Here is a 20,429-nt window from a genome sequence, read left to right as displayed (position 1 = left end):
ATGGCTCCTATCTTTCTTGCGAAGATGGAATAACCGCTAATAATTTATACGTGTATTTATTTTCGTTTCAATAAGCAAACAACTTTCTACAACCTCACTATGGCGAAAATTACCTCGTAACTGATACTGCTTTCAAGTCCACACATCTTCATGCTTAAACGTCATCCATCCCTCGTGTACTATTTATCTTGGCATGACTGGCCCGCGACCTTATTTTTCTAATTCTATAAAACAGAGCTATTACCTACGCGTCCAGAACGATTAGATTTCTATGCTTCGAGTCGGCATTTGCAGCTCATACGCGATCATTGCATTTAGGTTGCTTATTTAACTAGCAGGTGTCTAATAAATAGCTGTTCATCCACAGAGAATTTACTACTCGCAGTATTATTTTTTTTCCAATGATTATTTTTCGATTAAATGCTAAAGATACTAGAGATATGGCCGATACTTATAGTTAAGGCGAATTGTATTCTGTGCTTTTTAAATTACCGAAAGGGAAAGGATATTGTGAATTTAAGCTGCACAAACGACGTAGAGTTTATACGCTAAATTAGTTTAGTTTACGATACTGAAAAGTGGATTATACTTACGATTAGTAATCCGTTATTAGTAACATAAAGACAGGGGATATTTGATGTTGATGCATCTTTGTTTTCTGCATTGTTTACGAGGTGAGTTATGGATATTGGAATATCACAAGTTGGCCAAAATTTTGCTATAAATTCTGACTTGAAGCAGTTAAATAATGAGGCAAAAGAAGATCTAAATCTGTTTAAAAAGCAATCTGTCGAAGAAGTTAAAGACATTGCTCTTTTAGCCGATAAAGATATTCAAGAGCAGATCGATTTCGAGCTTTCGGATAAAGTGATTGATAGTGCGATCGCTGATGTAAATGAATTTGTTCAGACTAAAAACCGCCAACTGAATTTTTCTGTTGACGAAGGTAGCGGTAGGCAGGTTGTTAAAGTCACTGATTCACAAAGCGGCGATGTAATCAGGCAGATACCGACGGAAGAAGTTCTTAATTTTTCAAAACGGATTAAAGAATTACAAACAGACGTTAGTTCGGCCGTTGGAATGTTCGTTAATAAACAGGCTTAAGATATAAATTTTATGAGGTGGCTATGTCAATTCAATCGCTTGGAGTAGGTTCAGGTTTAGATCTTGAGGCTCTGGTTAGTCAGCTTTTGGAAGCAGAGCGGGCGCCTAAACAGGAACGATTAGATACGCAAGAAGAGTCTTACGACGCTGAAATATCCAGTATTGGCTCACTTAAATCTAAAATGAAAGATTTTTTGGATAGTGTAGAAGAACTGAGCAGTGACGCAGATCTAAAAGGCCGTGAGCCTACCGTTAAAAATCCAAGTGAAGATGTCGAACCTTTTACCGCTGAAGCATCAAATAGTGCTGTAGAAGCGACTTATGCAATAGCGGTTACCCAATTAGCCAGTGGGAGTCGTATAGAAACTGATAACGCCGAGGACGGCGGCTTCGCGAGCACCAGTGACTCCGTTTACACTCAAACATTACCGACCGATCCCGCATCTGGCAGTTTGACATTTAAGATTGGCGCAACCAGTGATAGCTTTTCAATTGATGTGACGGCAGGAATGACGTTACAACAGTTAAGTAGCGCTATCAATAATTCCGATGACAATTTTGGGGTTCGTTCTAGCATTATTGACACGGGTACTGAATCAGGTGGTGCGAAGTTAGTATTTACATCTTCAGTTGAAGGTGAAGGGAATGACCTGGTTATTGTAAATGATAATGATCTCGCGGACCTTAATCGACTTGCAACGACTAACTCAACAGAAACAGTAAACTACTTATCGCCGGTTTTAAATGCTCAAAATTCCAAAGCCACAATTGATGGCATTGCGGTTGAAAGTAGTAGTACAGAGTTTGAAAACGTAATTGAGAATGTGTCATTTTCCGTATCTCAATTGTCTGAACTTGGAGATGACGGTGTTACGCCTCTAACCTCGTCTTTGAAAATAGGCTTTGATACTGAGGCTGTCGAAGAAAAAATTAGAGCGTTCGTTGAAAACTTTAACGCGTTAAATACTGAAATCACTAACCTAACTAAGTATGGTTTATCTGATCTAGAGGACGATGGGACGCTTGCTGGTGACGCCATGCTACGTGGGATCCAAAATGGTTTATCTAATATTATTGGTTCAAAAGTATCATCTTCTGGTTTAGGTACTTTATTTCAATTAGGCATTGAGTTTAATGAAGATGGCGAGCTAGAAATTGGTTCTTCAAATAAATATGGTTTTGGAAGCGGTGAAGATCGTTTAAAAGAGGCGCTTGAGGATAATTTTGACGATATCGCTGCGTTATTTACGGATAGTGAACAAGGTGTAGCGGTTCGGCTTGAAGAATATGTTGAGCAATATACGAAAGCTAGTGGATTACTAACCTCCAGAGAACGCTCGGTAAAAGATCAAAAGGATCAACTTTCAGACGAAAGAATACAATTTGAGTTAAGATTGGCATCTAGTGAGCAAATACTGCGTGACAAGTACCTCAATCTTGACCAAACAGTAACAAAACTAAATCAAACTGGGTCAGCGCTATTGGCATCATTAGGTTCAATTTAAAGCAGTAATGGGAGAATTTAGATGGCTTTAAAAGGCATCAATGCATATAAAAAAGGTAACTTGAAGCAAGAAGTTGCACAAGCCGACCCTCATAAATTAACCCTAATGTTGATGCAAGGTGCACTCGATAGAATGGCCTATGCAAAAGGTTGCATTGAGCGGAAAGAGTTTGCCGAAAAAGGGCAACATATCGGCCGATGTACCGCTATATTAATAAACTTACGGGATACGCTCGATTTAACCAATAATGCAGAAGTGGCAGACAATCTTTTTGCTCTTTATGATTACATGGTGCAAAGGTTAACTGATGCGACCGTTCAAAATAGTGTGTCGATTATGGATGAAGTGATTAATTTAATGTTACCGATTAAAACGGCCTGGTCGCAAATACCTGAAGCTGCAAAATTAGAAGCTTACGAAGCGCAACGGCAAAAACGTCAAGCAGCAGTTTGAAAAAAATTACGTTAACACACAAGTATTCCCCGCCTGAGCTTGAAACCATCAATCAGGAGCTGACTGATCTTTTAGCATCAGCAGATCCTGATGAAAAGTCCTTATATACACTGTCTGTTCGTAGAGATGACTGTATTAATACCTATATTTTAACACTTGATGACGTTCGTAAACCGCTGTTCTGTAAGGCTGAAATTGAAGTCAATAACGCATTAGTTGGCTACGCAGAGCAAATGTTTAAGGCATCTTTAAAACAATTAAGTGGTTTAGTTCGCGGTCGTAAAGCGGTTAAAAAATATATTTAACCGTAAAGGCATATCCACGTGGTAATCTTAAGTTATGTATGAATAATTAAATTTTCTTAAAAGTCTATATTATTCATAGCGATATACACTAGAATAGTATCAATATGAGCCTGCAATCACAGTGATGGAATAACAAAATGTTTAACAATAAATCGATTTTAATTACTGGTGGTACAGGCTCGTTTGGTAATCGTTTTGTTTCTTATATCCTCAAAAACTATAACCCTAGAAAAATCATTATTTATTCTCGAGATGAACTTAAGCAGTTCGAGATGCAGCAAGTCTTTGATGAAAAATGTATGCGTTATTTTATTGGCGATGTGCGTGATAAGGACCGTATGATATCTGCAATGCGTGATGTCGATTACGTCGTGCATGCTGCTGCTCTTAAACAGGTGCCTGCCGCTGAGTACAATCCGAATGAGTGCATTAAAACGAATATCTATGGCGCGCAGAATGTCATTGATGCCGCAATTGCGACAAATGTCAGTCGCGTTATAGCACTTTCTACTGACAAAGCAGCGAATCCAGTCAATCTTTATGGGGCAACAAAGCTGGCATCGGATAAATTATTTGTCGCCGCGAATAATATTTCAGGCGCAACGGGACCGCGCTTTTCAGTCGTACGTTACGGTAACGTCGTGGGGTCTCGTGGCTCAGTGGTGCCTTTTTATCGTTCTTTACTTGATCAAGGAAAACTTAAGCTCCCGGTTACTCACGCAGAAATGACACGGTTTTGGATAACGCTTGATGAAGGTGTTGAATTTGTTGTTAAAAACTTTCAACGAATGCAGGGAGGTGAAATATTTGTTCCTAAAATCCCGTCTATTAGGATCCTTGACTTAGTTGAATCCATAAGTGGAACGCGAGAGTATGACGTAGTGGGCATACGTCCTGGTGAAAAACTTCATGAAGTTATGGTGCCTGAGGAAATGGCACATCACTCTCTGGAATTTCAAGACCATTATGTGATCACCCCAGCCATTACATTTTTTGATAAAACCGTTAATTATGCAAAGAATAAATTAGATGAAATAGGTAAACCTGTTGCTGATAAATTTGAATATCATTCCGGTACTAATCCACATTTTTTGAGTGTGCAAGAGTTAAAAACGCTCGATAACGAAACTCTTTTATAGGTCCGTTGTTACATGATCCCTTATGGTAAACATCTGGTCGACGAACAAGACATCGATGCAGTGGTTGATGTTTTACGCAACCAGTTTCTGACCCAAGGCTCAACTGTTCCACAATTTGAGCAAGCCTTGTGTGATTATACTGGCTGTCAATATGCCACTGCAGTTAACAGTGGCACATCAGGCTTGCATGTTGCTTGTTTAGCCGCAGATATAGGACAAGGCGATACAGTATGGACTGTGCCGAATTCATTTGTGGCATCTGCCAATTGCGCGCGGTATTGCGGTGCAAATGTTGATTTTGTGGATATTGATGTTGCTACGCATAATATAGATATCGACGCCTTAATATACAAATTTGTTCAAGCAGAACAATCGAAATCCTTACCTAAAGCATTGATAGTTGTGCACTTTTCTGGTCTTAGTTGCGATATGCAAGTTATCCAAAAACTCACTCAAAGATATGGTGTAGTGCTAATTGAAGATGCCGCCCATGCATTAGGTGGTAGTTATCAGGGACAAAAAATAGGATGTTGCCAATATTCAGACATGTCTGTACTGAGCTTTCATCCCGTTAAGTCAATAACCAGTGCGGAAGGGGGGGCTGTACTCACTAACGTCAAGGTTTATGACGATAAGATAAAACTGTTTGCCAAACATGGTGTGACTCGTGATGCTGAGCAAATGGAAACAGACAGCCACGGTCCTTGGTATTACCAACAAATAGCACTGGGTTACAATTATCGTCTGAGTGACTTACACGCAGCCCTTGGTCTATCACAGTTAAGCAAGTTAGATAGTTTTATTAAAAGACGAACAGAGCTAGCGCAAAATTATCAAAAAAGGTTAGCTGATTTACCTTTAAAGTTACCTGTTATTACTGGTTATTCAAATAGTGCATGGCATTTATATATGATTGAACTAACTCAACACGACCGCAAGGCAGTTTTTGCCCAACTGCATGCTAGAGGTGTTGGTGTTAACGTGCATTATATTCCTATTCACCTGCACCCCTATTATCAACAACTTGGTTTTAAAATTGGTGATTTTCCGGTATCTGAGAATTTTTATCATCACGCTTTAACATTACCACTTTTTCCCAGCTTGACTGATACGCAACAAAATACCGTGATAGATGTATTGCATGAAGTATTACAATGAACATCGCGATTATTTCGGTCTCTGGCGGCAGTAACGTATTCCAGATAAAAGTACTAAATTGTTTGTTTGAAGAGCTTTAATCGCATATTCAATCCTGAATATGTCTGCTGTATTTAAGTTACAGCGTTTTTTACAGGCGGAATTCCTAACCTCAGGGTTGTAAGAGTTAACGATGAATAGCCCCATTGAAAAAAAGCTAATTCTAAGCAAAAAGTTTTAGTTATTCGCATGCTGACGTCGGCAGATGTGTGTGCCATCGGATTGCCTACCATTCGTTTTTTTCAGAAAAAACTGGCAGATAAAGAGATCCATTTTTTGACTTTTGGTGATATAGCTGAAGTGATCCGTAAAGCAGAACCTTCGGTGGTAGTACATAAGGTAGAAGCCAACCAATGGGCAGATGATTTTTTTCAAGCTATGGAATCTTTTCTAGGCCTTGCGGAAGATATAATTATCGATGAATATTCTCAAATCGTAAATTTAGATACTGCTTTTATGCCATGCTTTCTTGCTAGGTTTTTGCAAGATGCCGGTGAACCCGTCATCGGAAATTTTTTGAATATGTCGATTCAAAAGTTAATTACTAGAGTGCAAGCGCAAAGTTTGGATGCTGATTATGTCAATCTAGCTTCTTCATATTTAGACAGCACATTTTTAGGCATGTATAAATGGATGACTCCTTGGTGGCAATCATCAGTTGTGCCTGATGGTGGTTATCCTGAATTTTACCTTACACAATGTTGTGCATTTGATATTAAACAGTTAGATCAATCTATTTGTGTTGTGGCTGATAAGCGCTTATTAAAAAAAGCTAAGTCCACTAAAATCATTGGTTTGTGCTTAGATTCATCCCAAGACGGTTATGTATATCCTGATACCGACAAATTAAAAAGATGTCTTGAACAACAAGGGTATCAAATCTGGTTAGAAGATGAATGTGAAGGCAGCCTAAATAGCTTATTAAGAGTAATGGCCGCCAGTGATTTAGTTGTGTGTAAAGCCAGTGGAAACAGGTGGTTTGCACAAGCTGTTGAATGCCCAGTGTTATTAATTAGCGGAGCCTGTGAGCCAGCCACATTAATGCCAGATTTTGCTACCGAACCCGTATCTTCTTGTCCACAACATGCTAGTTACCGTTCGCAACAGTTAAACGATTCACAGACATGTAATTGCGATAAGCCAGAAAATTTAACTGAAAGTATTCATTCTATTTTTGAACATTTTGCGCAAGAGCAATCGAATGGATTATATTTGTATCGGCAAAAGTGTGAGATATAGCCTCACCAAAAGTTAATATAACGGCATAATAAATTGAAAAATCTATTAGAAATCAAAATAGTAGCTTTTATTGGTAACTAAATTGATACAAATAGTATACTAGTCAGCTAAATCGATTAATTGGCATACGCTGAGTTTTTCTAATATTAGAGCAACACTCCCCCAAGACCAACCGACACCAAAACCTGAAAATACTAATTTGTTACTGTGTTCGATTAATTGCGCAGATAAACTCATACATAGGGCTAAAGGAATTGAAGCTGAGCTTGTGTTTCCCACTTCTTTCATTGATATGATGACTTGCTTTTCATCCAGCCCCAATTTTTGACCTAAACGTTTTAACATCATTTCATTTGCTTGGTGCATAACGCAATAGTCAATGTCGCAAGCCTTCCACCCTTTTTTCTCTATACATGCCTCAATAGAGGCGGGAATTTCTCTTAGAGTAAATACAAATACTTGCATTCCATCCATAAAAAGCTCTGGCGAGTTATGTGGGTTCTTAGCACCACCATTGGGCTGAATAAGATAGGGGGCTCCTGAACCGTCAGTACCTAATGAAAAAACCATATCTTCACTATCGGCTCGTTTTTCTATTGCTATTGCACTAACAGCATCACCAAATAATGAAGATACAGTGCGATTGGATTCACTATATTGCCTGCTAGTAGTATCACCTACTACTAGCAGTGCTTTGTTGCCAGGTAATCCATTTAAAAGTTGAGATATTTGCCATAAACCGTATACAAATCCTGAGCAGCCTAAATTAATATCAAAAGCTAAGATACCTTTCTGTAATCCTAATTTATATTGGAGCTGCACAGCGTTGCCTGGTAATGGATAATCAGGAGTTTGTGTGACAAAAATAATCAATGATATATCTTCGTCTTGCCAATCCATTGAATTAATTAAGTTTTTGCAGGCTATATAGGCGAGATCTAGCGCAGTCTGTTTAGGATCGACTACTCGTCTTGCTTTGATTCCTGTTGAAGCAACGACTCGTTCTAACTCTTGCTTTTTCTCCTTTGAAGATTCATCTATATTTACTTTTTCAATAGCAGGTAAAACCGATACGATGCCAGAGATGGTTACCCCTTTAACAGTACTAATGGTCATTGGTTGCTCCTGATTGAATTGCATATTTGAAGTGCGTATAAATGAACTCGCATATGTGAAATGTTAAGGTTTATTCATTTAAGACGTAAGGTTTTTTAATTATAAATTTTATGAGCTTTGGAAAATCTATAATTAATATCCTTCTGTACATCATGACACTTTTAAGCCATATTTTTCAATGATATAGTGGAAACCAATTTAATTCCTAGATTTCAATAAGGTTATCCATGGAAGCTGTTATCAAGTCAGTAAAAATTGCGGGTATGCAGGCTGCTGTTCCTCCCCATCGGCACTCCTATGTAGAAACCCCTGAACTGTTTACTCAAGAAGAAGCTGATAAAATTTATGGAAGTACAGGTATCCATAGTCGACGCATTTTGCCAAAGCACCTTTGTGCTTCAGATATGTGCATCGCGGCAGCTGAGACTCTTTTACAACGGCTTGAATGGGATCCTGCATCTGTTGATATCTTGATCTATGTATCACAAGATTCGGATTATGCACTTCCAGCTTCTGCATGTTTAATGCAAAGTAGGTTGGGCTTACCAAGCTCTGCAGCTTGCTTAGATGTGAGTTTAGGTTGTTCTGGGTTTGTGTATGGCACTTGGATTGCGAGCCAGTTACTGAATGGTTCGAATGGCACGCGAGCACTAGTGTTATGTGGGGATACGTCTAGTCGCCATTTACTTCCTAATGACCGCGGAACTTTACCTTTATTTGGTGATGCAGGTGTAGCCACAGCCTTGGAGTTTGATGAAAGCTGGCCAGATTCATACGCTGTATTTGGAACCGATGGCAAAGGAGGACAGCATATTGCGGTTAAGGCTGGGGGGAGGCGTCACCCAACTATACCTGAATCCGCTCCGAGAAGTGGGGAAGAGGAAGCGAAACTCTTTAAAGATTCCCGTTTGCATTTAAATGGTGCAGCAGTATTTTCATTTACGCTTAAAGTTGTTCCGAAACTGATTAAAGACACTCTTGCGTTAGCGAATATTCATGCTGACGACATAGATATGGTTATAATGCATCAAGCGAATAAATTCATACTGGAACATTTACGTAAAAAAGCAAAAATACCAGAACATAAATATCTCATTGATATGCAAGATTTTGGAAATACTTCAAGTGCTTCCGTACCGCTAGCAATATGCCATAAACTTTCCTCTTACTTTGAAGATAATGAGAGTAAAAAAGTCATGCTAGGTGGTTTTGGTGTGGGGTGGTCTTGGGGCTGTATTGTCACCGATATGTTACCTTCAGTAGCCCCTGAATTGATTGAGATACCAGATGATTTTGAGCCTTTATCTTTGGAGCAAGTTTAATCTTTATGAATTTTGCAAACAAACTATATATTGTAACAGGAGCAGCTGTTGATTCTGATATTGGTTTGGCAATTTGTCAGTCTTTGGATGAAAAAGGGGCGCGGTTGATTTTGGTAGGGCGTCGAGCTGAAGCACTTGAAACCACATTGAGCTTGTTGAAAAATAAACATCACAAAATCAGTGTATTTGACCTAAGCCAGCTAGATTCGATTGCTGCATGGGCCAAATTACTTGTTGATGATTATGGTGCTATCGATGGATTAGTGCATAGTGCTAGTTTTCAGGGCTATAGCCCATTACGCGGAATAACCGCTAAACAAATTAGTCAATATTTTGATGTGAATTTTTCTGCGGCAGTGATGTTGGTCTCTGCCTTTTCGAAAGCTAAACACTTTAACCCAAATGCTAGTTTTGTAATGATTGGATCGGCTGCCGGATTGCGTGGTTTGAAGGCCAGAACATTGTATGCTGCTTCAAAAGCAGCTTTGTCTTCTATGGTTCAGTCTGCGGCTCTAGAATTAGCGAATAAATCAATTCGAGTAAATTGCGTGGCTCCAGCTGTGGTCGATGGCGCTAAGGCTGAAATACAATTTAAAACCTTAGGTGAAGCTCAAACTAAGTTGTTGATATCATCACATCCTCTCGGTTTGAGCACCCCAAAAGATGTCGCTAATAGCGTGTGTTTCTTATTAAGCACATTAAGTGCTAAAACAACCGGTGTGACGTTGCCGGTGGACGGCGGTTTTCTTGCTGGCTAAACCTCGTATCGCTTTTTATGGGAATAGTAGTCACAACGTTGGGGCAGGGCATATAATGCGTCTGTTTGCTTTGGCTCAAGTTGCATGTGATCAGTTTGATGTCTTATTTATTTATAAAACTTGCTCGCAATACTTACTGACTAAACTTGAAAGTGAAGGGTTTGCCAGCAAAAAAGTTAACACTCCATTCACCATCAGTGATGTTACCAAACTGAGTATTAGCATAGTGGTGGTTGATGACTACCATCTAAGTAAAGCTGAATGGACAGGTTTACAAGATGCCAATGTATACATAGTCGCTCTCGACGATAATCTCAATTCAGAAGCATTATTGGCCGACTTTGTTATCAACCCCGCTGCGGACACAAATTTGGTTGAATATAAAATACGTGCGCCTAATGCCGAGTTTTGTCTAGGACCCAAGTATAGTTATTTACGTAAAGACTTTACCTCATGTGCATTCGTTCCCTTACAAGCTAGGCCGAATATACTGGTTACGCTTGGCGGCACCGACCCAATGTCTATAGCTCTGCCATTATGTCAATCTTTAGTTAATTTGAACTTAGACTGCAATATCGAATTGTTGGTAGGCGAAAAACACCGTGATCATAAAGCACTGATGCAACTACAGGTGCATAACGAAAGGTTTTCAGTTGTGTTAAACCCTGATTCTGTTGCTCAGCATATGATGCAAGCAGGGTTGGCTATTTCAGCAGCGGGAGGGACATTAGGTGAACTCGCTTCACTAGGGGTGCCTACTCTTGCTTTAGTGATAGCTGAAAATCAGAAATCTGCATTACATCCGATGACACGTAAACCTTGGTATCGTGCTCTTGATGTCAGAGATTGGCAAAAACCTTCGGAACCCCATTTTGCACAGTTTAATAGTCAATTACTTAATAAGATAACTAGCATGACAGCGGCACTATGGCGTGATAATTGCGGTAGAGAGCACATGAGCAACACGGCTCGCCAATTGGTTGACACCCATGGCTGTCAAAGAATAATAGATAAATTGGCTTATTGCCTAGATAAAAGATAGGTGAACAAATGATTGCCACCCCGTCACTTCAACCCACTGCGTATTATGAACAATCAACCTTTGACTCAGAGCTCGTTGAGGTTTTTGAAAACAATTGGATTTTTGCAGGATTTGTAGAACAGTTAGCTAACGATAATGATTTTATCACCCTAACAATTGGTAAGACTCCAGTAGTTGTACAAAATTTCAAAGGGCAACTGAGTGCTTTGCTAAATGTATGTAGCCATCGTCGCGCGCAATTACAAACTGGTCCTCAAGGCAATCGATCTCTGCGTTGTCCCTATCATTGTTGGAGTTATAAACAGGATGGCGCTTTAGCTGGTGTGCCTCAAAACAATACTGACTTTGGATTAACCCAAGAAGACAAGCGAGCCTTATCTTTACGCCGGTTTGAGTTAGAATTATGTGGGAATTTCATATTTGTTAGGGTGTGTAAAAATAAACTCACTCTAAGGGCGTTTTTAGGTCCATATTTTCCTATCTTACAGGAGCTGTCTACTAGTTTTTGTGACTCTGTTGGCAAAGGGAGTTATGAATGGCACACAAACTGGAAAATTGCCTGCGAGACGGTACTGGAAGTTTATCATGTAGCAGGTGTTCATCCCGAAACCTTTGCTAAATTTGCCAAAGCGGAATGCGAAATTCAATTTTTCAATGGACACTCTACGGGGAATACCCCATTGCAAGACGCGCCAAAAAAATGGTGGCAAGGTGCCAGGAAACATCTGAAAATTGAACAAAATCAAAATTATACCGAATATAATCATTTCTTTATTTACCCTAATCTAGCAATAGGATTGACGAATGGAACTTTGATGTCTTTACAAACTTATGAACCTATTGATGCGACTCGCTCGAGATTAAATTTCGATTTGAAAATGGTAGCAAGAGTAGATGGCAAAGAAACCAGCGAAGCGGTTAAATCGGCGATAATGACAAATTTCAACGAATTCAATCATACCATTTTAGAAGAAGACCGACTGATTGCTGAGTCATGTCAAAAAAACATGTTAAGTGTGAATACCCCCGGTTTATTGGGGAAATGTGAAGATCGAATATTACATTTTCAAAATGCGTGGAAACGGGATGTCAGCCAAAATACTAACCAAATAAATGAAGATAATTGATATGTTTTCTACGTCAATAAGTATAGCTAACCGCGAAATTGGTCTTAATACAGAACCCTATGTTATTGCAGAATTGTCGGGAAATCACAAAGGCAGCCTAGAAAAAGCGTTAGCGATGATTGATTCAGCGGCAGCAACGGGTGTTGATGCCATTAAAATTCAAACATACAGTGCTGACACTATCACCTTGAACCATGATGCTCCTGAATTTAAAATTGAAGGAGGCTTATGGGCGGGGCGAACCTTATATGATTTATATCAAGAAGCTCATACTCCCTGGAACTGGCATAAAGCGTTATTTGAGCGTGCTAGAAAACGCAATATCACCTTGTTTTCATCGCCGTTCGATTTAACTGCTATTGAATTATTAGAGTCATTGGACTGTCCGGCATACAAGATTGCTTCGTTTGAAATAAATGATCTTGGCTTGATTGCCGCTGCGGTTAAAACCAACAAGCCTATTATTATGTCGACAGGTCTTGCCACGTTAGAAGAAATTTATGAAGCGGTAAGTACGGTTGCTGAATCTGGTGGCACACAGCTAGCCTTATTACACTGCATAAGTGGCTACCCGACTCCTATTGAAGATTGCAACTTACGTACTGTTGCCGACCTCTGCAATCGTTTTGATTTCCCCATCGGTTTGAGTGATCATACGATTGATAGTACAGCATCAACCACGGCTATAGCATTAGGGGCAAGTGTGATTGAAAAGCACTTCACTTTGGATAAAAATGATGGTTCTGTCGACGCGGCATTTTCTCTAGAACCAGAGGCATTTAGACAATTAAAGCTTGATACAACCAGAGTACACAAAGCCCTTGGTGCAGTTGGTTATGAGATTAAACCAAGTGAGGCGGGCGGGCGAGATTTTCGACGATCTCTCTACGTGACCCGTGCTATTAAAAAAGGTGAATGCTTTACGAAGGAAAATGTTCGCTCGGTACGTCCTGCATTGGGGTTACATACACGGTATTTAGAACAAGTTATTGGACAACAAGCTAGCCAAGATATTGCCTTTGGCGAGCCTATGTCAGAGTGTTTTTTGACGAAACCACTTATCACGGTCCCCCTTATAAAACCAAGTGTGAAATGAAGGTTATCTGTATCACACAAGCCCGAATGGGGTCTAGCCGCTTACCTGGTAAAGTGCTGCAACTAATTCATGGCAAACCGATGCTCGAATATCACCTATCAAGAGTCAAACAAGCTAAGTTGATTGACATGCATATAGTTGCTACGACAGTTCATGATATTGATAAGCCCATAGTGGAATACTGTAAAAACCATCAACAAGCGTATTTTTGTGGAGACGAGCAGGATGTCTTAGGACGATTTTATTTCGCAGCCTTAGATGTCGGAGCACAACCAGATGACATCATTGTGCGTTTAACTGGCGATTGTCCACTGATTAGTGGTGAGCTTATTGATGATGCTATTTCTCTTCATAAACAAGGCGTTAAGGGCCAATATACACATGTTAGCTTAGATTTTTTCCCGAGAGGGTTTGATTGTGAAGTCTTTACCATGGCTATGCTTGAAGATGCTTATCATAATGGAATGACTCAAGCTCACAGAGAGCATGTGACCCTATACTTGTATACACAAAGCGCCACTGTGGTGGTTCCTCTTACCACGGGTGATCCACTATGGAGACAATTCAGGCTCTGTGTTGATGAGCTCAACGATATGCGTTTAGTCGAAGAAGTTTTGCGGCAATTAGGAAGTAATTGGTTACTAGCCAGCCCAAATGATATTTGTCAGCTATTGCTGCAAGATGAACAATTGGCCAATATTAATAAAGAGGTGCAACAACGTACTGCACATTAAGCTGAAGATTTCATTCATTAGGCCGATAAACTGTAGAATAAAGTGAAGTTTTTCACGCACTGATAAGAGATATGGAATTATGAACAAACAAGAGTTTTTAAATAGTTTAGAAGAAATTTTAGAGTTAGATGAAAACACCTTAAAAGGTGATGAAGTATTGATGGAGATAGAGCAATGGGACTCTTTAGCCTTTCTTAGCGTGATTGCGATGGCCGATGAAAACTTTGATATTATTATCGAAGGAAGTCAGCTTGAAGAAATTAAGTCTGTAGCCGATTTGGTCGCATTGGTTGAAGAGCACTTAGCGGCTTAATTTTAGATGACTGAAAAATAATGATTAAAAACCCGTTAGATTTTAGTGGTAAACGAGTACTTGTAACGGGGGCATCCTCTGGAATTGGCCGTGCTTGTTCTATTCTGCTGTCTGAGCTTGGTGCCAAATTAGTATTAAATGGTCGTAATCTTGATTCATTAAAGTCAACTATGTCGTTGCTTGAAGGCAATGGACATGTGCTCGCTCCTTTTGATATGGCGGATACAAATGGCTTATGTGATTGGGTCAAAACAGTTACTAAAGAGCACGGTTACCTTGATAACTTTGTGCATTGCGCGGGGTTACAAATTACCAAACCTATACGTATGTTTGATCAAGCGTTTTTTGATGACACTATGCATGTGAATCTTGCCAGTGCGATGGCTATTAGCCAAGGCTTTAGGATTAAACGAGATAGAAGTAAACAAGGCTCTATCGTGTTTGTTGCATCGATAGCAGGCTTAATTGGCCAAACAGGTAACACTGTTTACGGAGCCAGTAAGGCTGGCCTTATGTCTTTAACAAGAGGTCTGTCAATGGAGCTATTGAGAGATAACATTCGGGTCAATTGTGTGGCTCCAGCGCTAGTTGAAACCGATATGGCAGTTCGCACTAAACAAAGTATGACCGATGCACAGTATCAACATATGTTGAATCAACATCCTATGGGGATTGGAGAGCCAAAAGATGTCGCCAATGCTGTAGCATTTTTACTCAGTGATGCAGCGAAGTGGATCAATTCAGTTACCCTACCAGTGGAAGGCGGCTACCTGGCCAATTAAGTGTAAATTATGGCGTTATATTTTAAACGAGTTGATGTGGATGATGCGCCTTTGTTGCTTGAGTGGCGTACTTCACCAGAAATCACAAAAGGTATGTATACGGATTTAGTCGATCCAACTATAGCAAAGCAGATAACATGGATAGAATCATTGCAGGGGCGAGAGGATTACCGCGCATACATGATCTTGGATGATAAAGAACCTGTGGGTTTTTTATGTTTCGATGATATTGATTATCAACATCAAAGGTGCAGTACTGGCTCGTATATTTATACTCGTGAGGCTAGATTAAAATACGCAATAACTTTGCATACCTATATCTGCAACTATGTGTTTTATCAGTTGAAACTGAAGAAAATTGTTAACTATGTCCTTGATGCAAATGAGAAAGTTGTCAAATTACAGTTAATCCATAAAACACGATATGTTGGTTATTTAAAGCAACATATTAGTAAAAATAATGAGCTTCTTGATGTGCATATTTTTGAGCAGCTCAAAGAAGATTGGAAAAAACAAAAGCAGCATTTTAGCTTAGACATCATAAAAGCTGCATACAATGACTGGGACAAAGCATGAGTAATATATTGCAGTTCATCGTAGACGAAACAAAGCAGATCCTTTTACAAAAGGGCGAGAAAGTTGCTGACATCACACTGGAAACAGAGTTTTTAACGGACTTACCTATGGATTCTTTAGATCTTGCGACCTTAATTGTGAGTCTTGAAATGCATACTGGATTAGATCCTTTCAGAACTGGATTTAAAACGTTTTATAATGTTGGCCAGCTAGTTGAACTTTACGAGAGTATTGAAAAGTAGTGTTTTTGCAAAGTGGTTCTTTCAAGCTTATAGAGCATGGGGAAAGCTATGAAGCCAAAGACTTTTCTTACTCGAAAGCACCCAGTTTAATGGAATATATTGAGTTATCTGGTACACGTCATAATTCCCAACAGAATCTCGTTGTACAGATGCTTCAAGCAATAATTGATGGGATCTCGGCAAATATCCCTGTGATATTTAATCGCAGCAATCAAGGTGTTAACTTTGATAAGCTACCCAAAGAGTTTTGTATTGGTTTGTTCACCTCAGGAACCACGGGCCCAGCAAAATTAGTATTTCACTTTTTGCATGATTTAATGCCAAACAACAAAAGAAAGAGCGAGGCAGCTAGTTGCTGGTTGTTATGTTATCACCCAATGAGTTATGCGGGCTTACAGGTTATTCTGCAAGTGATAGTAGCAAATGATGTCTTAGTAGCAGATGTAGACGCAAATGTTAGGCAAAAAGCTCAGTTGGCGATTGAACATCAAGTCAACGCCCTAAGTGCTACGCCTTCTTTTATACGAGCTTTATTATTGTGTTGGCAAAAAACTAAACCTATTGTTCATTTAATCAGCCTTGGTGGTGAAATTGCCGACCAAGGAACCCTTGATGCTGTTAAGTCGAGCTTTCCTGACGCAGCCCTGCGACATATTTACGCTACAACGGAATCAGGGGTTATTTTTTCGGTGAAAGATGATCTCGCCGGCTTCCCTAAAAAATGGTTACAAGCGTCCTTTAACGGTTGGCATATCCAAATTAAAGACACCCTTATTTTGGTAAAGGATACTTGCCAGATTGACACAGGGGATTGTGTTGCAGTGACAGAAGACAGAGTGCTATTTACTGGTAGAAGAGACAATGTTGTCAATGTAGGTGGGGCCAAAGTTAACTTAGAAGATATTGAGCGACAGCTCATTCAGCTTGAGCATGTGAGAGATGCAAGAGTTTTTGTAAAAGCTAACCCCATTACAGGAGCGTTAGTCTGTGCTGAAATTTGTAGTGTAGAAACTGAATTAGCCAAACAAGCTATTAACTTTTTTTGCCAACAGCTTGCGGCTGAGGCTCGCCCAAGAATAGTAACCTATTGTGAACAATTGACTTTAACTCCGGCAGGGAAAAAACAAAGATGCCTTTAATGAAACATGTCATCGTAAGCGGTGGTAGCAGAGGTTTAGGATTAGGGATCGTTAAGTCTTTGCTGCAAAACGGCTATCGAGTATCGACTTGTAGCCGCACTAAAACCGATGCTATGACTGAACTAGAAGGTGTTTACTCTTGTTTTAAGTGGTTTCCTTGTCAGATTGGAGACGCACAACAAACAGCAGAGTTTGTTAAATCGACATGTGAGTGGGCAAAAGATATCCCCTTATGGGCAGTCATCAACAATGCTGGTATCGCTAAAGAAGGGGTTTTAGCCACTTTTCCTAACCTAGAATCTGATGCCTTATTACAAGTTAATTTAAATGGTGCCCTCTATCTTGCGAGGGAAATACTAAGAGTTTTTCTTCGTCAGAATAGCGCCGGTCGCATTGTGAATATTAGCTCTATTATCGGTACTCGCGGTTATACAGGGTTGGCAGCGTACTCAGCGTCTAAAGCGGGGTTAGACGGCTTGACGAGGGCTTTGGCGAGAGAAAACGGGCGGCGAAACATTACCGTGAATTCTATTGCTCCAGGTTATTTAGACACAGAAATGTCGTCTATATTATCGGATAAAAAGCGTGAGCAAATTATACGTAGAACACCGATGCATAGATTAGGCACAGTTGACGATATCACCCCAGCAGTGGAATTTTTACTATCTGATGGTGCTGCATTTATTACCGGGCAAACTCTTACGATAGATGGTGGTATCACTAATTAATATGTCCGACGTACCTTGCAGATTATGTGGAGCTGGCCAGTGGATACAATTTTCGTCCATCACATTTGGCGTATGGACAGAAAATGACGACGAGTTATTAAGAGACACCAAAAGATACCCTTTAGGTGAATGTCAGCAATGTGGACATGTTCAGGTTACTTGCGATTATAGAGCCGAGTTATTCAGCACTTTATATTTCCATTCTGCACAAGAGGCAGTAATGTGGCATGAAGCACTTGTTGGTAGTGATATCCCTTATCTAAATATGGTTGAATTTGCTTCCAGTGATAAAGCACCAAAGCTTGTTGTGGATTTTGGCTGCGGTGAAGGAAAGCTGTTATCCGTCATTAATTCGTCTTACAAAAATAGTAAGTTAATTGGGATCGATTTTAACGACAGATTTGTGCTAAAAAATGCCGATTACGTGTCACATGACCTAAATAACTTGTCCGACTTGCCCTGCAACTCTTGGCCAAGTGGCATCGATTTAGCTACCGCCTCGCATGTGTTAGAACATGTGGTTGAGCCAGTGGAGTTTTTGACTCACATTAAGTCACACCTTAGTCAGGATGGTAACATTTTTATTGAGGTTCCTGATTTTTCCCATCAGCATGACTCAACTCTAATAGGTAAGAGTAATCTAGTGAATTTGCAGCATATCCATTATTTTACGGCTGATTCACTGACTTATGCTGCAGAGCAGGCCGGATTAGAAGTTATTAAATTAAAGCATGTAACCACGGGGTACATTCCTAGATTGCAAGCGCTATTTAAACGACCTGCGGGGCAAAGCTCTCACCTAACTAAATATCCTAAATTCGATGGTATAAATGCGGTACGCCATTACCAAGCTATTTGTCGAGATCGCAGACAACATTTTGTCCTTGCATTATTGCAGCAAATTGAGCGAGATAAGATGGCAGGAATATGGGGGCTCGGAGCTGATTTTTATGAATTACTAAATGAGTCGCTTGAGCTAATACAAGCTATTAAAGCTGGAACTCTGGTGCTGTTTGACTATGCGCATAAAGGCAAACAGTTTTTATCTCAAACTATTCTGTGTAGTTCCGATATTTCGAAGCAGACATTCAAAGTGTTTATTTGCCCGGTGTTAGTCGAAACCACAATAAAAATGCGAGAAGTCAGTCAGTATTGGCCAAACGTTGTAGAGTTTAATTATAGTGAGTGAGTTCATGGAGCCTAATTACGAACAGCAAAGGTGCCAAGTCTGCAAAGATAAAAACTGGCGTCAGCTTGATACGTTAGCGAGTGGTATTTGGGATAAAACTCAACAAGAATTAAATCGTCAAGAACTGATCCTACCCATAGGTGAGTGCCATTGTTGTGGCCATGTTCAGATGATGACAGTGTATGACGAGCAAATATTTAATAAACTTTACTTCTCGGATGTCAGAGAGCCATCCATGTTTATTGAAGCAACAGGGAGTGAACTTTCTCCTTATCAACAAATGATAAACTTCTTTAAGCCCTATTTATTAGAAGGGGGCAATATTGTCGATTTTGGATGCGGTGCGGGCAATATTTTTAGTGAAATGAAGAAGCAAGTTTTGCCAAAAATGGCCATGACGGGCGTTGATTTTAACCCTGTTATTGATGATCCAAAGATTGGATCGCTTCCTTGGGATCTAAATTCAATTGATGAAATGCCCAAACAATATTGGCCGGATGGAATTGATCTGGCGATCAGCACGCATGTTTTAGAGCATGTTGTTGACCCAGTACTTTTTCTTCAAAATATTCAGAAGCAATTATCAAACACAGGTAAAGTATTTATAGAAGTACCTGACTGCAGCCCGAACACTGACTTATCAGATATAGCTTTTACAAATGTTGTTCATGGTCAGCACATTCATTATTTCTCACTTAGTACGCTAGACATGATCGCTCAGCAAGCTGGTTTTCGCATTATCGCAAGCAAACAGATCATGACCAGAACGACACCTAGAGTATTGCTCATATTAGAGAAAGCAGAGGTCAAAACCATCTCTCAAAAAGTGACAGAAAATGCTTCAAACGTTGTCTGTCAACAATTTAAAGAAACTCAGATACAGCACAAATCATTATCAGGAATGATTTTAGAAACCATAAAATCTAAAGGCAGAGCCGGTTTGTGGGGAGTCGGCGGAGATGCTTATGCTTTACTAAATAATCACCCTGAGCTTATCGAAGCACTTGACGATGAAACGCTACTCTTATTTGATTTGGAGTTAGCGGGACACACCTACCTAGGGGCTACTATACACTGCAGTCGTTTATTACCATCAACAGACATGACTGTGTTTATGACACCGCTCTTTGCACCCACTAGGGCTAAAATGCATTTGATCAGTAAAGATTGGGACTCAAATGTTATTGACCCCTATAAGCCGGAATATTGTCGGGGAGGGGGGGGAGCTGAGCTTCGACAATGTATACTGGATTGCTTAACGTAAAATAACATTCCAATTGGTTTGTTAAGCACTCTTGTTTTACATAATATTATGCAAGAGAT

The 20,429-nt window shown here is 39.8% G+C and carries 22 protein-coding genes; 21 read left to right on the top strand and 1 reads right to left on the bottom strand.

The genetic code is table 11. The features are described from left to right. Positions 1-681: 681 nt before the first annotated feature. From GQR89_RS14945 to GQR89_RS14915, 7 genes are all read left to right on the top strand, one after another. Positions 682-1,104, top strand: a complete 423-nt coding sequence (locus GQR89_RS14945) for a flagellar protein FlaG (RefSeq protein ID WP_158770778.1) — start codon at positions 682-684, stop codon at positions 1,102-1,104. A 23-nt stretch (positions 1,105-1,127) separates the two neighbouring features. Continuing rightward, positions 1,128-2,609: a flagellar filament capping protein FliD gene (gene fliD / locus GQR89_RS14940; RefSeq protein WP_158770777.1), complete on the top strand. Its 1,482-nt coding sequence runs from the start codon at positions 1,128-1,130 to the stop codon at positions 2,607-2,609. Positions 2,610-2,630: 21 nt separating this feature from the next. Continuing rightward, complete coding sequence (gene fliS, locus GQR89_RS14935) at positions 2,631-3,062, top strand: flagellar export chaperone FliS (protein ID WP_158770776.1); 432 nt, start codon at positions 2,631-2,633, stop codon at positions 3,060-3,062. Next, complete coding sequence (locus tag GQR89_RS14930) at positions 3,059-3,367, top strand: hypothetical protein (protein ID WP_158770775.1); 309 nt, start codon at positions 3,059-3,061, stop codon at positions 3,365-3,367. Before fliS ends, GQR89_RS14930 begins: the two co-directional genes overlap by 4 nt. Before the next feature lie 137 nt (positions 3,368-3,504). Further along, positions 3,505-4,506: a UDP-N-acetylglucosamine 4,6-dehydratase (inverting) gene (gene pseB / locus GQR89_RS14925; protein WP_158770774.1), complete on the top strand. Its 1,002-nt coding sequence runs from the start codon at positions 3,505-3,507 to the stop codon at positions 4,504-4,506. 12 nt (positions 4,507-4,518) lie between these two features. Further along, entirely contained in the window at positions 4,519-5,664 is a 1,146-nt protein-coding gene (gene pseC / locus GQR89_RS14920) for a UDP-4-amino-4,6-dideoxy-N-acetyl-beta-L-altrosamine transaminase (RefSeq protein ID WP_158770773.1), read from the top strand. Positions 5,665-5,892: 228 nt separating this feature from the next. Then, positions 5,893-6,942, top strand: coding sequence for a hypothetical protein (locus GQR89_RS14915; RefSeq protein WP_158770772.1), 1,050 nt, complete (start codon positions 5,893-5,895; stop codon positions 6,940-6,942). A 99-nt stretch (positions 6,943-7,041) separates the two neighbouring features. Here GQR89_RS14915 and GQR89_RS14910 read toward each other — a convergent pair whose 3' ends face one another. Continuing rightward, a complete protein-coding gene (locus tag GQR89_RS14910; RefSeq protein WP_158770771.1) occupies positions 7,042-8,058 on the bottom strand; it encodes a ketoacyl-ACP synthase III in 1,017 nt (338 codons plus the stop codon). Between the two features lie 227 nt (positions 8,059-8,285). Here GQR89_RS14910 and GQR89_RS14905 point away from each other — a divergent pair, with 227 nt between their 5' ends. The 14 genes from GQR89_RS14905 to GQR89_RS14840 all read left to right on the top strand — a co-directional run bounded on the left by GQR89_RS14905 (position 8,286) and on the right by GQR89_RS14840 (position 20,370). Further along, positions 8,286-9,380, top strand: a complete 1,095-nt coding sequence (locus GQR89_RS14905; RefSeq protein ID WP_158770770.1) for a 3-oxoacyl-ACP synthase III family protein — start codon at positions 8,286-8,288, stop codon at positions 9,378-9,380. Between the two features lie 5 nt (positions 9,381-9,385). Beyond that, complete coding sequence (locus tag GQR89_RS14900) at positions 9,386-10,138, top strand: SDR family NAD(P)-dependent oxidoreductase (protein ID WP_158770769.1); 753 nt, start codon at positions 9,386-9,388, stop codon at positions 10,136-10,138. Then, a complete protein-coding gene (gene pseG / locus GQR89_RS14895) occupies positions 10,128-11,180 on the top strand; it encodes a UDP-2,4-diacetamido-2,4,6-trideoxy-beta-L-altropyranose hydrolase (protein WP_158770768.1) in 1,053 nt (350 codons plus the stop codon). The genes GQR89_RS14900 and pseG overlap by 11 nt, the downstream gene beginning before the upstream one ends. An 8-nt stretch (positions 11,181-11,188) precedes the next feature. After that, positions 11,189-12,307, top strand: coding sequence for an SRPBCC family protein (locus GQR89_RS14890; RefSeq protein WP_158770767.1), 1,119 nt, complete (start codon positions 11,189-11,191; stop codon positions 12,305-12,307). A 1-nt stretch (position 12,308) separates the two neighbouring features. Then, complete coding sequence (pseI, locus tag GQR89_RS14885; RefSeq protein WP_158770766.1) at positions 12,309-13,403, top strand: pseudaminic acid synthase; 1,095 nt, start codon at positions 12,309-12,311, stop codon at positions 13,401-13,403. After that, complete coding sequence (locus GQR89_RS14880; protein ID WP_158770765.1) at positions 13,400-14,137, top strand: cytidylyltransferase domain-containing protein; 738 nt, start codon at positions 13,400-13,402, stop codon at positions 14,135-14,137. The genes pseI and GQR89_RS14880 overlap by 4 nt, the downstream gene beginning before the upstream one ends. Positions 14,138-14,216: 79 nt before the next feature. Further along, positions 14,217-14,450: an acyl carrier protein gene (locus GQR89_RS14875; protein ID WP_158770764.1), complete on the top strand. Its 234-nt coding sequence runs from the start codon at positions 14,217-14,219 to the stop codon at positions 14,448-14,450. A 20-nt stretch (positions 14,451-14,470) separates the two neighbouring features. Beyond that, positions 14,471-15,232 carry an SDR family NAD(P)-dependent oxidoreductase gene (locus GQR89_RS14870; RefSeq protein ID WP_158770763.1) on the top strand — a complete coding sequence of 254 codons (762 nt, stop codon included), beginning with the start codon at positions 14,471-14,473 and terminating at the stop codon, positions 15,230-15,232. Between the two features lie 9 nt (positions 15,233-15,241). Beyond that, positions 15,242-15,808, top strand: a complete 567-nt coding sequence (locus GQR89_RS14865) for a GNAT family N-acetyltransferase (RefSeq protein ID WP_158770762.1) — start codon at positions 15,242-15,244, stop codon at positions 15,806-15,808. Next, positions 15,805-16,050, top strand: a complete 246-nt coding sequence (locus GQR89_RS14860; protein ID WP_158770761.1) for a phosphopantetheine-binding protein — start codon at positions 15,805-15,807, stop codon at positions 16,048-16,050. The genes GQR89_RS14865 and GQR89_RS14860 overlap by 4 nt, the downstream gene beginning before the upstream one ends. After that, positions 16,050-17,189: an AMP-binding protein gene (locus tag GQR89_RS14855; RefSeq protein WP_370460948.1), complete on the top strand. Its 1,140-nt coding sequence runs from the start codon at positions 16,050-16,052 to the stop codon at positions 17,187-17,189. The genes GQR89_RS14860 and GQR89_RS14855 overlap by 1 nt, the downstream gene beginning before the upstream one ends. After that, the gene (locus GQR89_RS14850) at positions 17,189-17,917 is read left to right on the top strand and encodes an SDR family NAD(P)-dependent oxidoreductase (RefSeq protein WP_158770759.1); all 729 of its coding nucleotides are present in this window, start codon (positions 17,189-17,191) and stop codon (positions 17,915-17,917) included. The genes GQR89_RS14855 and GQR89_RS14850 overlap by 1 nt, the downstream gene beginning before the upstream one ends. Before the next feature lies 1 nt (position 17,918). Further along, the gene (locus tag GQR89_RS14845) at positions 17,919-19,106 is read left to right on the top strand and encodes a methyltransferase domain-containing protein (RefSeq protein WP_158770758.1); all 1,188 of its coding nucleotides are present in this window, start codon (positions 17,919-17,921) and stop codon (positions 19,104-19,106) included. Continuing rightward, a complete protein-coding gene (locus GQR89_RS14840) occupies positions 19,099-20,370 on the top strand; it encodes a class I SAM-dependent methyltransferase (RefSeq protein WP_158770757.1) in 1,272 nt (423 codons plus the stop codon). Before GQR89_RS14845 ends, GQR89_RS14840 begins: the two co-directional genes overlap by 8 nt. Positions 20,371-20,429: the final 59 nt, after the last annotated feature.

It is taken from the genome of Paraglaciecola sp. L1A13 (assembly GCF_009796745.1).
Lineage (GTDB): Bacteria > Pseudomonadota > Gammaproteobacteria > Enterobacterales > Alteromonadaceae > Paraglaciecola.
Note: the sequence above shows the minus strand (reverse complement) of the source record. Positions and strands in the feature narration are given on the sequence as shown.